Source organism: Soonwooa sp., assembly GCF_032062245.1.
GTDB lineage: Bacteria > Bacteroidota > Bacteroidia > Flavobacteriales > Weeksellaceae > Soonwooa.
In genome coordinates, this window is record NZ_DAMBQF010000001.1 from 74,993 (window position 1) to 89,621 (window position 14,629).

A 14,629-nucleotide genomic window follows, 5' to 3' on the forward strand; every position below is an offset into this window, starting at 1 on the left:
GACTTTATTCTATTAACTATTATAAAGTTTCAAAATTTTATCAACGATAAATTGCGCTAATTTTTCTTTGCTTTGATGCGTCCAACCAGCGATATGTGGCGTTACGATGACATTGTCAGAATTTAATAAATATTTTAAATCATCATTTTCAACATCTAAATTTTCAAAAGAAGATTTTTCATATTCTAAAACGTCAAGCGCTGCAGCTTTTACTTTTCTAGATTTCAGAGCTTCAACCAAAGCCGAAGTTTTAAGATTTTTACCACGCGCAGTGTTAACGAAGTAAAACTCTTTTTCCATGTTATTAATGAAATTTTCATCAATCATATAATGCGTCAAATCGGTCAGCGGAATATGAAGGCTCACAATGTCAGCGCGTTTTTGCAATTCTTCTAAGCTAACCTGCGTCGCAAATTCGTCCGCTATGTTTGGTAAAATATCATAAAAAATAACTTCAACACCAAAACCCGACAATCGTTTTGCAACCGATTTTCCCATATTTCCGTAACCGATAATACCGAAAGTCTTGCCTAAAAGTTCGTCGCCACGATTTTCTTCGCGCAGCCAAATTCCGTTTTTAACTTCGTTAGACGCGATAAAAAGACGATTCATCAAAATCAATAACATCCCCAAAACATGTTCTGCAACAGCATCTCGATTGCCTTCGGGTGAATTTATCAATTCAATATTTAAAGCTTTAGCAGTTTCGCCATCGATGTTTTCCATACCAGCACCAACGCGCGCTATGAATTTCAAATTTTTTGCTTGATTCAGAAAATTAGCATCAATCGGAATTCTACTTCTAATGATAATGCCGTCGTACTCTTTTATCTTTTTTAAAACCTCATCGTAACTCGAACTAAAATCTTCGTCCAACACAAATCCTTGCGCCAATAATTGTTCGTCAATTAAGGGATGGTTTTTGTCTAATAATAAAATCTTTGCTTTCATATCTACTTCATTTTTAATGATAAAAAAACGGAAGATAAATCTTCCGTCATATTATATTTCTCCAGCGAATAATTTTTTCAACTCTACAGAATCTGTCGCTTTCATTCTTCCAGAAAGGATTAATGACAATTCTTTTCTGCGAAGTGCCGCATCGAATCTCTTTTTCTCCTCTTCCGTTTCTGGCTCTAACGCAGGAATCGGAACTGGCTTGTTAAACTCATCAACCGCCACGAAAGTGTAAATACCTTCGTTAGTATGAATTTTTTTTTGGTTGATGGGATCATCCAACCAAACATCAACATAAATCTCCATCGATGTTGAAAATGCACGCGTCACTTTTGATTCCAAAACAACAATTCCAGCTTCAGGAATCGGATGATTAAACGAAACGTGATTAACAGAAGCTGTTACCACACGTCTTTCGCAATGACGAGCCGCCGAGATAGAAGCGCAACGGTCCATTTTGGAAAGCAATTCTCCACCGAAAAGATTACGCAACGAGTTGGTTTCGTTTGGTAGAACAATGTTCGTCATAACCGTAAGCGACTCAGCTGCTTTTTTTGATTTTTGCATATATTATTTCCTTGTATTGTTAATTGGTCGCGATAAAGAATCGCTTTTGATCGAGTCGCTCGGTTTTACACCCAACGAGTCGACAACGACAGGTTTTGTTGGTTGTTTTTCAATCTTTGAAAGTTCAACACTTTTGAAAGAAGATTTCCCAAACAGTTGATCTTTTTGGGTAAATGCAACGTACAAAATGCCCGCAATCGGAATAACGACTAAAAATGTCCAAAGAATAGATTTATTAAATTTGTAATCTTCATCGAGGCTTGGCATTAACTGCGGCGCATGGGCGCCAACTCTCGGCACTTCAATTTCTTCGAAACCGTAAAAGTCGTTTGCTGCAATTTGAGAATCTGCAACAAAGTCGATTTTCCCTGCAAAATTTGTCCATTTACCAATACCTGCAAGATCGTAATTTCCTTTTTCCAAAAGATCTTTTAGAATTTGCGATGACAACCCATTAAATTGATTATCAGCCTTTTGACCACGATAAAGATTAAAAATTAATTCCTTTTTTGGAGGCAGAATTTTATCATTCTGAACATCCAATTCAGCATGTTTAGTGATAAGAGAAAGCATCCCCAACCCTGCTAGCTCAAGTTGACCTTGAGCATTAAGAACCTGTAAAATTTGCTGTGCAATGTCCATAATATGCAAATTTATAATTTTATAACAGGATGGCAAATTAATTAGTAATTTATAAAAACAAAAACACCCCAAAATTTTGAGATGCTTTTGCAGATATATTTAATTAGTGTTTAATTATTTGAACTTTAAAGAAATGCCAAACATAAAGTTAACACCAGCTTGTGCATAATAATAAGGTGTATCGCCATATACAAAACCATTATTAATATATTTTTGATCAAAAACATTATTCACCAAAAGCTTGAATTCTGCTGTTGTTCGTGGCAACTGTAATGTAAACTTTGCATTAAAATCTGTCAAGAAATAATCTTTAATTCGGTAGTTTTCGTTCTGAGTATTGTCCAAATATTGTTTTCCAACATATTGATTGGTTAAACCAATTGTAAAAGCGTCACCAAAATCATACTGCAATCCCAAATTTCCGATAACAGAAGGAGAAAAAGAAGTTTCTGCATCTTTAATAATGATAACAGCATCGTCTTTTGAAGCATTAACTTCTTTAATTTTGTTTCTGCTTAAACTTAAGTTTGCATTAACTCGGAAGTCTTTCGAAACATTTGCCAAAGCACCTAACTCGATACCAGCTCGGTAACTTTTGTCAACATTTTGACGGACAAAATTCCCAACATCATTAATAACGCCCGACAGTACCAATTGATCTTTGTACTGCATATAATAAAGATTCGCGGAAAAAGATAACACGGACCCAAATTGTTTTTCTAAACCAAGTTCCCAATCTTGTAAAAATTCGTTTTTAGTATTTGGGTTTTCTTGTAAGTCGTCACGATTCGGTTCTCGGTTTGCGATAGCGTAAGACAAAAATAATTTGCCACCGTTTATCTTGTAATTAACGCCAGCTTTAGGATTAAAGAACGTCCATTTTTTATTTAAATCAAAACTTTCTCCATCACCTTGTTGAATGTTTTTTGCATCATAAGTCACATTTCGCATTTGCAAATCTCCAAACAACTCAAAGTCATTAATTCTGTAAAGTCCTTTAACAAAGCCAGAAATCTCATTCTTCACCGTTCTATTTCGGTAATACTCATGTTCAGTAATTTCTGGAAAGAAAACACCCGATACATTCCCGAAATGTCTTCCGTAATATTGGTTAGCAACAACGCCAATATTGATGTCTGTATTTTCATATTTACCATATAAAGTTGATACAGCTCCATAAAAATCGTTATCCAACCATTTCTTTCTAATAAAGTCTGAGCGCTTAATCTCCGAACCTTCAACTAAAATATTCGGTAAGTTATATTTTGAAAACTTAGCGTCTTGTTTGTAATTTTCATAGTAACCTTTTCCTTTGGTGTAATGTAAAGTCGTTTCAAGATTCCAATGGTCGTTAAAAGTTTGTTCCCAAAGTAATTGATAATGATTTTGTCTGTAATTATCTGTTTCGTTATCGTAGAATTTTTCTTTATTTGTCAACAAATCAAAATATTGACCTGAATAGTTAAATCGTCGATCTTTGTCATAAGTCTCTTTATCGACGCCATTCCAAGCTTGGTAAGTCTTTTCTTTTCCACCAAAAGCCATCAAACGAATTCTCGTTTTATCTTCTTCAAATAAAGCTGCGAAACTATAGGAATTAAGATCAGAAAATGCCCGATCAATATAACCATCCGAATGGATTTTGGTGTAACGTCCCATCAATGACAATCGGTCTTTCCAGAACTTTCCAGAACCTATTTCGGCAGAATATTTATAGGTATTAAACGAGCCATAACTGTCATCGGTTTTTACATAAAATTCTTTTTCAGGATCTTTAGAAACGATGTTAACACTCGCTCCAAAAGCGGCAGCTCCGTTTGTGGATGTCCCAACACCACGCTGAATAACAATCTGTGATGCCGAACTTGTCAAGTCCGGAACGTTAACAAAGAAAGTCCCTTGACTTTCGGAATCGTTGTACGGAATACCATTCATCATCACATTGATACTTGTCCCAGCAACACCACGAATTCTAAAACCTGTGTAGCCAACGCCATTACCAGCATCTGAAGTTGACATAACTGAAGTTTGATTTTTCAATAAAATGGGTAAATCTTGTCCAAGATTTTTGGCATCAAGATCTCTCTGAACATTGATAATTTCTTTAGAAACTGGTAGTTTTTTGAAAACACGAACTTGCTCTATCTCCTTGATTGTATCTTGCTTGGATTGAGCAAAACTGAAAGCTCCGATACTAAGAGCCGATAAAAAAATAAATCCTTTCATTCTAACACAATATTTGTTGGAATAAAAGGATGCACCAAACAGCCAAGCCGTTTATATTTCCCTTGGCAGCATTACCCGCCCAGGTTCTTAGGGTATAATCTCAGCCTTTCTAGGGCACCCCTTTTTCCGTGTTGCAAACTTATGAAAAATAAATTTGATTTTTTGAAGATTTGTTAATGAAATTTTTAAAAAAAAGCTTGGTTTAAAAAACTAAATTGAATTAATGAATACGGTGTAAAATCCTGTGTTTCTAACAACAAAAAACATTAAAACAATAATTAAATAAATAAGAATACTTTTAAACCCAAACAACAAATTGTAAAATTTCGAATACTTTGTTTTTAAATCAACAATCTGAAAAACAAGAAAAATCAAAAAAACGGGAATCGCGACTACAAAAAGCGGATTCAAAACAAAAGCATTACTACATTGCCCATGTAATAATTGATGAAAAGCGCGCTGACTACCACAACCAGGACAATCGTATTTAGTTATAGCTTTAAATGGACAGTTAATCGCCCAACCAGAATATGCTGGATCTATAAAAAAGTAAACCAACAAAACACCAGTTAATAATACGCCCAAAAACCACTTAATTTTCATTTTCCAAATCATAAATCAGCGAATATTCGCTAAATATTTTTTACGATTTCCAAACTCACACCAATTAATAAAACACTAACCATCAATTAATTACAAACAAAAATAAGAAAATATAGATAAAAACTAATTGTACTTATTTCAAAACTGAATGAATAAAGTTTATAAAAAGTATAAAAAATCGTATTTTTGGCTGCAATTTATAGAATAATTTAATAATCAACTGAATTCACTTTTAGTTTTAAATAAAATTACAAGCAAAAGCTTCTACATATTATGAGCGTTTATACAGATTATCTTCAAGAGATTGAAGAAAGAAAAGGTCAAGGTTTGCATCCAAAACCAATTGACGGAGCAGAACTTACAAGCGAAATCATCGCACAAATTAAAGATTCCAACAATCCGAACAGAGCGGATTCTATTCAGTTTTTAATTTACAACACACTTCCAGGTACGACGCCTGCTGCGGGTGTAAAGGCTAAATTTTTGAAAGAAATTATTCTTGATGAAACTGCAGTTGCGGAAATTACACCAACTTTTGCGTTCGAATTGTTGTCGCACATGAAAGGTGGCCCGTCTATCGAGGCTCTTTTAGATTTGGCTTTAGGAAACGATGAAGCAATTGCAAAACAAGCTGCTGAAGTTCTTAAAACTCAGGTTTTCTTGTATGACGCCGATACAGCGCGTTTAGCAGATGCTTATAAAGCTGGAAACGCGATTGCAAAAGACATTCTTGAAAGTTATGCAAAAGCAGAATTCTTCACAAAACTTCCAGAAGTTGCTGAAGAAATTAAAATCGTAACATTCATCGCTGGTGAAGGAGATATTTCTACTGATTTATTGTCGCCAGGTAACCAAGCGCACTCGCGTTCTGACAGAGAATTGCATGGGAAATGTATGATTACGCCAGAAGCTCAGGAGCAGATTCGTGCGTTACAAGCACAACATCCTGATGCGAGCGTGATGCTTATCGCAGAAAAAGGAACTATGGGTGTTGGTTCTTCTCGTATGTCGGGCGTTAACAACGTTGCACTTTGGACAGGGAAACAAGCATCACCTTACGTACCTTTCGTGAATATCGCACCGATTGTTGGTGGAACGAATGGTATTTCTCCGATTTTCTTAACGACAGTTGATGTAACTGGAGGTATCGGAATCGACCTTAAAAACTGGACAAAAAAAGTAGATGAAAACGGAAATGTTGTTCGTAACGAAAATGATGAACCTATTTTAGAAGAGGTTTATTCGGTTGCAACAGGTACAGTTTTAACCATAAATACGAAGACTAAAAAATTATACAACGGCGACCAAGAATTAATTGACATCGCTCGTTCTTTAACACCGCAAAAAATGGAATTCATCAAAGCGGGTGGTTCTTATGCGATTGTTTTCGGAAAGAAAATTCAAACTTTTGCAGCACAAACTTTAGGTGTTGAAGCGCCAACAGTTTTTGCTCCAGCAAAAGAAATTTCAATAGACGGTCAAGGTTTAACCGCTGTTGAAAAAATCTTCAACAAAAATGCTGTTGGTGTAACGCCAGGAAAAACATTACACGCAGGTTCAGACGTTCGTGTAAAAGTAAATATCGTTGGTTCTCAAGATACAACTGGTTTGATGACAGCTCAAGAGCTTGAATCTATGGCGGCCACTGTTATTTCACCGATCGTTGATGGAGCTTACCAATCTGGATGCCACACCGCTTCGGTTTGGGACAAAAAAGCCCAAACCAACATTCCTAAATTGATGAAATTTATGAATGATTTTGGGGTGATTACAGCAAGAGACCCGAAAGGTGAATATCATGCAATGACCGACGTTATTCACAAAGTTTTGAATGATATTACGATTGACGAATGGGCAATTATCATCGGGGGAGATTCGCACACGAGAATGTCGAAAGGTGTTGCTTTTGGAGCCGATTCAGGGACTGTAGCTTTGGCTTTGGCGACTGGTGAAGCGTCTATGCCAATTCCAGAATCTGTGAAAGTGACTTTCAAAGGTGAAATGAAACCGTACATGGATTTCCGTGACGTGGTTCATGCAACTCAAGCGCAGATGTTGAAGCAATTTGATGGTGAAAACGTTTTCCAAGGAAGAATTATCGAAGTTCATATCGGTACTTTATTAGCCGATCAAGCCTTTACATTCACTGACTGGACGGCGGAAATGAAAGCGAAAGCGTCAATCTGTATTTCACAAGACGATACTTTAATTCAATCTTTAGAAATTGCGAAATCTAGAATTCAGATTATGATTAATAAAGGAATGGATAATCATAATAAAGTTCTACAAGGTCTTATCGATAAAGCAAACAAGCGTATCGAAGAAATTAAATCTGGTTCTAAACCAGCACTTCAACCCGATGCGAATGCAAAATATTACGCTGAAGTGGTAATTGATTTGGATATCATCAACGAGCCAATGATTGCCGATCCAGACGTAAATAATGAAGATGTTTCTAAACGTTATACGCACGACACAATTCGTGATTTGACGTATTACGGCGGAACAAAAGCGGTAGATTTAGGTTTCGTAGGTTCTTGTATGGTTCACAAAGATGACCTTAAAATCGTTTCGCAAATGTTGAGAAATGTTGAGAAAAAAGAAGGTGAAGTTAAATTCAACGCGCCATTAGTTGTTGCAGCACCTACGTACAACATTATCGACGAATTGAAAGCAGAAGGCGATTGGGAAATGCTTCAAAAATATTCTGGATTCGAATTTAATGACGATGCACCGAAAAATGCAGCTCGTACAGAATACGAAAACATCATGTATCTGGAACGTCCGGGATGTAACCTTTGTATGGGTAACCAAGAAAAAGCGGAAAAAGGAGATACGGTAATGGCGACTTCTACGCGTCTTTTCCAAGGTCGTGTGGTTGAAGACAGAGATGGCAAAAAAGGAGAATCTTTATTGGCTTCTACTCCAGTGGTTGTACTTTCGGCTATTTTGGGTAGAATTCCGAATATCGAAGAATACCAAGATGCTGTTGAAGGTATCAATTTAACGAAATTCACGCCGATTTCTTGTCACTAAGAAACCCTTGAATAAATACAAAAGACTGCTCGATTTGGGCAGTCTTTTTTTGTTTAATTGAAATATCCAAAAATTGTTGCGATAGGCATTTTCAACTAAAACAAGTTTGCTTGGCATAGAATTCCCATCATAATTAAAGCTCTTAAAATTGATTTTAATTCAAAATAGAGATGTCAATTTGTCAATTTTGATTCTTATTTAAAATCAATCTTAATAACAAACTGAATTCGAATAAGTTCTAAATTATCACTAATTTTAGAAGTCGATTTTAAAACATTTCAAAGTATAATATTAAAAAATTAAAGTATGATTTTTGACCTTGATATGATCAAAAAAGTGTACGAACGTTACCCAGAAAGAATCGCTGTTGCGAGAAAAGTTGTGGGAAAACCTTTGACACTTGCTGAGAAAATTCTTTACGCACACCTTTGGGAAGGTAACGCAACACAAGCTTACGAAAGAGGAAACTCGTATGTAGATTTCGCACCAGACAGAGTGGCGATGCAGGATGCTACGGCTCAGATGGCGTTATTGCAATTTATGCAAGCTGGAAAAGCGAAAGTTGCGGTTCCATCTACAGCACACGCTGACCACCTTATCCAAGCGAGAGTTGGTGCTGAAGCAGATTTACAAGAAGGAATTAATAAGAATTCGGAGGTTTTCAACTTCTTAAGTTCTGTTTGTGATAAATACGGAATCGGTTTCTGGAAGCCAGGAGCAGGGATTATTCACCAAGTGGTTTTAGAAAACTACGCTTTCCCTGGTGGAATGATGATTGGTACCGATTCGCACACAGTTAATGCAGGAGGTTTAGGAATGGTAGCCATTGGTGTTGGTGGTGCAGATGCGGTTGACGTAATGGCTGGAATGGCTTGGGAACTGAAAATGCCAAAACTTATTGGTGTTAAATTAACGGGTAAAATGAGCGGATGGACTTCTGCAAAAGACGTTATACTAAAAGTTGCTGGTATTTTAACCGTAAAAGGTGGAACTGGTTGCATCGTTGAATATTTCGGTGAAGGTGCAGAATCTCTTTCTGCAACTGGAAAAGGAACAATTTGTAACATGGGAGCAGAAATCGGTGCTACGACTTCTACTTTCGGTTACGATGATTCTATGAGAAGATATTTGGCTGCAACAGGAAGACAGGATGTTGTAGATGCTGCCGACAAAATCGCAGAACATTTAACCGGTGACGCAGAAGTTTACGCAAATCCTGAACAATATTTCGATCAAGTTATTGAAATCAATCTTTCTGAATTAACTCCACACCTTAACGGACCATTCACGCCAGATTTAGCAACACCAGTTGCTGAATTTAGAGCAAAAGCAGAAGCTAACGGATGGCCTTTGGAAGTTGAATGGGCATTAATCGGATCTTGTACCAACTCATCTTACGAGGATTTATCAAGAGCGGCTTCAATTGTTGAAGACGCTGTTGCTAAAGGAGTGAAACCAAAAGCGATTTTGGGAATCAACCCAGGTTCTGAGCAAGTGAAATTCACTGCAGAAAGAGATGGTTTCTTGGATTCATTTAGAAAATTCGAAAACGCAAGAATATTTACCAACGCTTGTGGACCTTGTATTGGACAATGGGATAGAGAAGGTGCTGAAAAAGCTGAGAAAAACTCAATTATTCATTCTTTCAACAGAAACTTTGCAAAAAGAGCGGATGGAAACCCAAATACACACGCTTTCGTAGCTTCTCCAGAAATGGTTGCGGCGGTTGCAATTTCGGGTCGATTAGATTTTAACCCAATTACAGATACCTTAACGAACGAAGCTGGTGAGCAAGTGAAATTAGACGAGCCAAAAGGTTCTGAACTTCCTGCAAAAGGTTTCGCAGTAGATGATAACGGTTATCAAGCGCCGTCTGAAGATGGTTCTAATGTACAAGTTGTTGTTAGTCCAACTTCGGATAGACTTCAGTTGTTAGAAGAATTCCCAGCATGGGACGGATTGAACATTACAGGAGCTTTTGTATTAATTAAAGCTTTCGGAAAATGTACAACCGACCATATTTCTATGGCTGGACCTTGGTTGAAATACAGAGGTCATTTGGATAATATTTCGAACAATATGTTAATTGGAGCCGTAAACGCTTACAATATGGAAACCAACAAGGTAAAGAACCAATTAACCGGTGCTTATGGTGAAGTTCCTGCAGTAGCAAGAGCTTATAAAGCAGCAGGTGTTCCTTCTATTGTTATTGGTGACGAAAATTACGGCGAAGGTTCTTCAAGAGAGCACGCTGCAATGGAACCGAGACATCTTGGTGTGAAAGCAGTTTTGGTAAAATCTTTCGCTCGTATCCACGAAACTAACCTAAAAAAACAAGGGATGTTGGCTCTTACTTTCGCTGACAAAGCGGACTATGACAAAGTAAGAGAAGATGACGTTGTGAATTTCTTGGATTTGGACAAATTTGCCCCAAGAAAACAATTGACTTTAGAATTTGTTCACAACGATGGAACTAAAGATATCGTTATGGCAAACCACACGTACAACGAGCAACAAATTGATTGGTTCAAAGCGGGTTCTGCCTTGAATTTAATTAAAAGAATGGAAGCGAATTAATTTTGCTTTCAATATAAAATTAAAACCACTCCAAAACGGGGTGGCTTTTTTGTTCTAAATAAAGTTTTTTTACTTACGGTCAGGATAATATGATCGAATCAACTTTTCTGGTGAAAGCTCAATTATTGCAAGACCATTAGAAATAAGTAAATAACTTACTTTTATTTTGGATAAAGTTAGTTTTTCAATTAGCGTATTAGCAGTTTCATCATTCTTAATAGCAGAAATTTCGACATTTTTTAAGACCATCCCTTTTCCTTTTGCGTCTATAAAACCATTAATAGCTGCAGAATTAGGAATGAAAATAACAACGGAGTTTCTGTCATCATGCATAGTTTGTAAAAAGAGTATTTCAAGTTGTTTTTCAAAACCTTTTTGCATACTTGTACCGACAATTACTTTATCCGAACCATCGACGAATTTACCGAATTGCATTGTTTTGTTAGAAACTTCTAGTAAGGATTTAGAAGCCAATTGCAGATCAAAATTTTCAAAAGTTTTCATGGCATTATAATTTTCTGTTAAAGTGACAATAAATTTGAAATTTGCATCCGTAAAAACCCCAAATTTTAATAGTGAAGTCCTCATCAACGTAAAACCAACCATAAAGAGATAGAACAATGACAATTATCATTATTTAGAAATAATTTGTAACAAATGCAAAAATTTTTTGTCTAATTGCGTAGACAAGCATTTATGAACAAAAGAATTATTTTAGCAGCGAGTTTATTTTTGAGCGTTCAAGTTGCGTTTGCGCAAGAAACTAAAAAAGATAATCCGAAGGAAAAACAAATAGAAGAGGTTACAATAACCAAAACTAAAAAAGCTGTCGAGCAAAAGGCTGACAGAACAATTTTCGACTTTTCCGAACAAGCAAGCCTTAATTCAGGCTCATCTTTAGAAGGAATTAAAAAACTTCCAGGTATGGTGGTTACAGACATCGCAGGAATGATGTATCAGGGAAAACCGCTCCAAGTCTACATGGATGGACGACCACTTAACATTTCGACCAACGATTTAACTGCTTTCCTTGAAGGCATGCCTGCATCGGCGATTGAGCGTGTGGAAGTTGTGACGCAACCAGGAGCGGAATTTCCTGCAACTTCTGGTGGCGCTATTCTAAATATTATTACTTCAAAATCTGCAAAAAATTATTTAACAGCAACATATTCTGGAGGTTATAGATTTTCGGATTATGATAAATTCAGAAATAGATTTAACAATAGTATTGTTTTAAATTCTAGAAATAAAGTTTTTGGATGGCAATTCAGTGCTGGTCAAACTTACGCAGAAGCTTTTTCTAGCAACCAAATGGACGATTTATCGAGAGGTTTTGGTGACAAATATTCTCGCGGATATTTTGCAAAAGCGGCTTTAACTTTCGATTTAGGAAAAGATAGATTATTATTAAATTACGATTATTATAAAGCAAACAACGACGCTTACAACAATTCGGACGGAACATCTATGATCGAATCGCCGATCGGATCAGGAAATAATGTTGTTGCTAATTATCTAAACATCGGAAAAAGCAAAACCAAAAGCGACCGAAACGAAATTACGGCAACTTATCAGAAAAGATTTGATGATAAAAACCAAAAGTTAGACATCAAAGCCAATTATTCTAGTTTCAAATCAACTTTTGACCAAACAGGACAAAACTCATTTTATACACCAACTGGCACACAGATTTTTGGAGCTGATATGGACAATGCGTCCGATCAAAACTACTACAACCTTCGCGTCGACTATTCGCAACCGATAAAATTGTTGGATGAAGGTAAAATTAGTTTTGGAGGCTTGTACGAAAAGACGGATTTTACAACAGATTTTCTTGGCATTAAAAACTTAGATTATCAAAGACAAACGGCTGCAACTTATGCAGAATTAAATACGAAGATTAAAAAATTTACTTTTATCGCTGGTCTTAGAGCTGAAGATTACGACATTTCTGGTAAATCTTTGAATTTAAGAAAAAACCAATGGGATGATTTAACGCCTTTCAAAAGGTTTGAATTGTTCCCAAATGCTAGCATGCAATATGATTTTGCAAAAAGCTTGTATTTTAATTTAAACTATAACCGAAAAATCAGTTTGCCATCAACTGGTCAATTGAACCCGAACAACACGACTTTCCAAAATCCGAATGTTAGCATTTCTGGTAACCCAAATGTGCAACCGACGATTTACAACAACTTCGAAGCTAAAATTAGCGCATTCGATTATGCCTTTATCAGCTATAACGTGAGCAGCGTGAAAGACCAAGTGATGATGTATGTGGAACGCGACGGCTACAGCATTTCGCAGACCAATGTTAACATCCATAGTTTGACACAACACAGCTTTAATGTGGGACTTCCCGTTCCGTTTATGATTTTCTCGAAACCGTTTAGCGAGATTATGAAGTTTAATTTTAATCCTGATAAAATTAATTTCTTGTACTTGTATGCAGGTTATCAATTCCAAGACATCAAAGAAATTACGGATAAAAAAGGCATGTGGTTTTTCAATGTAGCTGGACAATTTATTCTTCCCTACAATATTAAATTTGCGCCGAATTTCTCTTATTCAACAAAAGGAAATTACTATTTCTTCCAATCGACACAACCAATTATGAATCGTGTTGACCTTAATTTCAGCAAGAAATTTAATAAAGATAGAATTACTGTAAGCTTGTTTGCAAATGATATTTTCAACAGTTCGAGAATGAATTTCAAAACGGTTAATACTGCAACGCCGATTTATCTGCAAAACCGTTGGGACAGCCGAAACTTTGGTTTCTCTATCAACTATAAAATCCCGACTAAAAATAAGTTAGCAAAAGTTGATCAAAACCTCTTAAATCAAGATACGCCAAAAGAAGACAACGGCGGATTGATGAACCAAAAATAGGCACTCAATCACACACATTTATATTACTTAAAAAAGGCATCCGAAAATTTCGGATGCCTTTTTAGTATTCTTAATTTTAAAATTTATTTTCTAAAATTACAAATTCTCACACGCCTGCCAAACCTTATCATTCTTCGGCAAAGACGCGATGATTTCAATGTCTTCTTTTGTTACAGGATGTACAAAATTCAGTTGTCTTGCGTGAAGATTAATGCCCCCATCGGGATTAGAACGCGGCGAACCATATTTGAGATCACCTTTTATTGGCGTTCCGTTTTTTGATAGTTGCGCTCGGATTTGATGATGACGACCAGTTTCTAAATCAATTTCTAACAGCAAATAATTGTCCAAAGTTTGAAGCAAATGATAAGTCAGAATCGCTTCTTTTGCACCATCAGTTGGTTTTGAAAAGACAATCGCTTTATTATTTTTTTCATTCTTTTTAAGATAATTCACCAAACGTTGCGACGTCGGAATCATCTCTTTTGCCACCAAAGCCCAATAGGTTTTCTTAATTTCTCGATTTGCGACCATTTGTGTTAAACGAGAAAGCGCTTTAGAGGTTTTAGCATAAAGCACCAAACCAGAAGTTGGTCGATCGATACGATGTACCAAACCCAAAAATACGTTTCCAGGCTTGTCATCTCTTTTTTTTATAAAATCTTTAATCAATTCTAACAACGACGAATCGCCAGTTTTGTCACCTTGTACAAGCTGACCAACTTTTTTATTAATCACCATCATGTGATTATCCTCGTAGACGATTTGCGATGCAGAAAATATTTGTTCCGACATTATTGCTGTGCGTTTCTGTTACGTCCAAATAATGACATGATAACTCCAGCAATTAATCCGATGGTTTTAATACCTGAAAGTCTTGTCTCAACTGGTAAAAATGCACCAATAATACAAAGTCCAGCTGCGATGTACATTGGGATTTTGAATTTTGGATTCGCTAAAGTTGGCGCTTGTAATACAAAACTTGCACCTACTAAAATGTAAAATAATTTATTATAAAAAATATTGTTAAGCTCTGGAGAAAATGGCTGAATCCAACCAACTAATAAACAAGCTAAAGCCGCGAAAGATACGCCAGCTTGTATTGCCATAAGGTTTTTCATGTATAAAT

The 14,629-nt window shown here is 36.2% G+C and carries 11 protein-coding genes and 1 riboswitch; of the genes, 3 read left to right on the forward strand and 8 right to left on the reverse strand.

From position 1 onward, the window contains the following. Nucleotides 1-12: 12 nt before the first annotated feature. The 5 genes from RT037_RS00340 to RT037_RS13805 all read right to left on the reverse strand — a co-directional run bounded on the left by RT037_RS00340 (nucleotide 13) and on the right by RT037_RS13805 (nucleotide 5,007). A complete protein-coding gene (locus RT037_RS00340; protein WP_313026907.1) occupies nucleotides 13-951 on the reverse strand; it encodes a 2-hydroxyacid dehydrogenase in 939 nt (312 codons plus the stop codon). A gap of 51 nt (nucleotides 952-1,002) precedes the next feature. Then, on the reverse strand, nucleotides 1,003-1,524 hold the full coding sequence (locus RT037_RS00345; protein ID WP_313026911.1) for an acyl-CoA thioesterase: 522 nt from the start codon (nucleotides 1,522-1,524) through the stop codon (nucleotides 1,003-1,005). Between the two features lie 3 nt (nucleotides 1,525-1,527). Further along, on the reverse strand, nucleotides 1,528-2,166 hold the full coding sequence (locus RT037_RS00350) for a hypothetical protein (protein WP_313026915.1): 639 nt from the start codon (nucleotides 2,164-2,166) through the stop codon (nucleotides 1,528-1,530). A gap of 114 nt (nucleotides 2,167-2,280) precedes the next feature. Further along, on the reverse strand, nucleotides 2,281-4,392 hold the full coding sequence (locus tag RT037_RS00355) for a TonB-dependent receptor plug domain-containing protein (protein WP_313026920.1): 2,112 nt from the start codon (nucleotides 4,390-4,392) through the stop codon (nucleotides 2,281-2,283). 41 nt (nucleotides 4,393-4,433) lie between these two features. Then, nucleotides 4,434-4,524: riboswitch (TPP riboswitch) on the reverse strand. A 78-nt stretch (nucleotides 4,525-4,602) separates the two neighbouring features. After that, the gene (locus RT037_RS13805) at nucleotides 4,603-5,007 is read right to left on the reverse strand and encodes a DUF2752 domain-containing protein (RefSeq protein WP_409529535.1); all 405 of its coding nucleotides are present in this window, start codon (nucleotides 5,005-5,007) and stop codon (nucleotides 4,603-4,605) included. 261 nt (nucleotides 5,008-5,268) lie between these two features. Here RT037_RS13805 and RT037_RS00360 point away from each other — a divergent pair, with 261 nt between their 5' ends. After that, complete coding sequence (locus tag RT037_RS00360) at nucleotides 5,269-8,031, forward strand: bifunctional aconitate hydratase 2/2-methylisocitrate dehydratase (protein WP_313026925.1); 2,763 nt, start codon at nucleotides 5,269-5,271, stop codon at nucleotides 8,029-8,031. 306 nt (nucleotides 8,032-8,337) lie between these two features. Then, the gene (locus RT037_RS00365) at nucleotides 8,338-10,608 is read left to right on the forward strand and encodes an aconitate hydratase (protein WP_313026930.1); all 2,271 of its coding nucleotides are present in this window, start codon (nucleotides 8,338-8,340) and stop codon (nucleotides 10,606-10,608) included. 69 nt (nucleotides 10,609-10,677) lie between these two features. On the opposite strand, the gene RT037_RS00370 is transcribed toward RT037_RS00365, so the two are convergent. Then, nucleotides 10,678-11,235 carry a hypothetical protein gene (locus RT037_RS00370; RefSeq protein WP_313026933.1) on the reverse strand — a complete coding sequence of 186 codons (558 nt, stop codon included), beginning with the start codon at nucleotides 11,233-11,235 and terminating at the stop codon, nucleotides 10,678-10,680. A gap of 69 nt (nucleotides 11,236-11,304) precedes the next feature. On the opposite strand from RT037_RS00370, the gene RT037_RS00375 reads away from it, so the two are divergent. Beyond that, nucleotides 11,305-13,500: an outer membrane beta-barrel protein gene (locus RT037_RS00375; protein ID WP_313026935.1), complete on the forward strand. Its 2,196-nt coding sequence runs from the start codon at nucleotides 11,305-11,307 to the stop codon at nucleotides 13,498-13,500. A 96-nt stretch (nucleotides 13,501-13,596) separates the two neighbouring features. On the opposite strand, the gene RT037_RS00380 is transcribed toward RT037_RS00375, so the two are convergent. Together RT037_RS00380 and RT037_RS00385 are read right to left on the reverse strand one after the other, a co-directional pair. Continuing rightward, on the reverse strand, nucleotides 13,597-14,295 hold the full coding sequence (locus tag RT037_RS00380; RefSeq protein WP_313026937.1) for an RluA family pseudouridine synthase: 699 nt from the start codon (nucleotides 14,293-14,295) through the stop codon (nucleotides 13,597-13,599). Continuing rightward, complete coding sequence (locus RT037_RS00385; protein ID WP_313026940.1) at nucleotides 14,295-14,621, reverse strand: hypothetical protein; 327 nt, start codon at nucleotides 14,619-14,621, stop codon at nucleotides 14,295-14,297. The genes RT037_RS00380 and RT037_RS00385 overlap by 1 nt, the downstream gene beginning before the upstream one ends. Nucleotides 14,622-14,629: the final 8 nt, after the last annotated feature.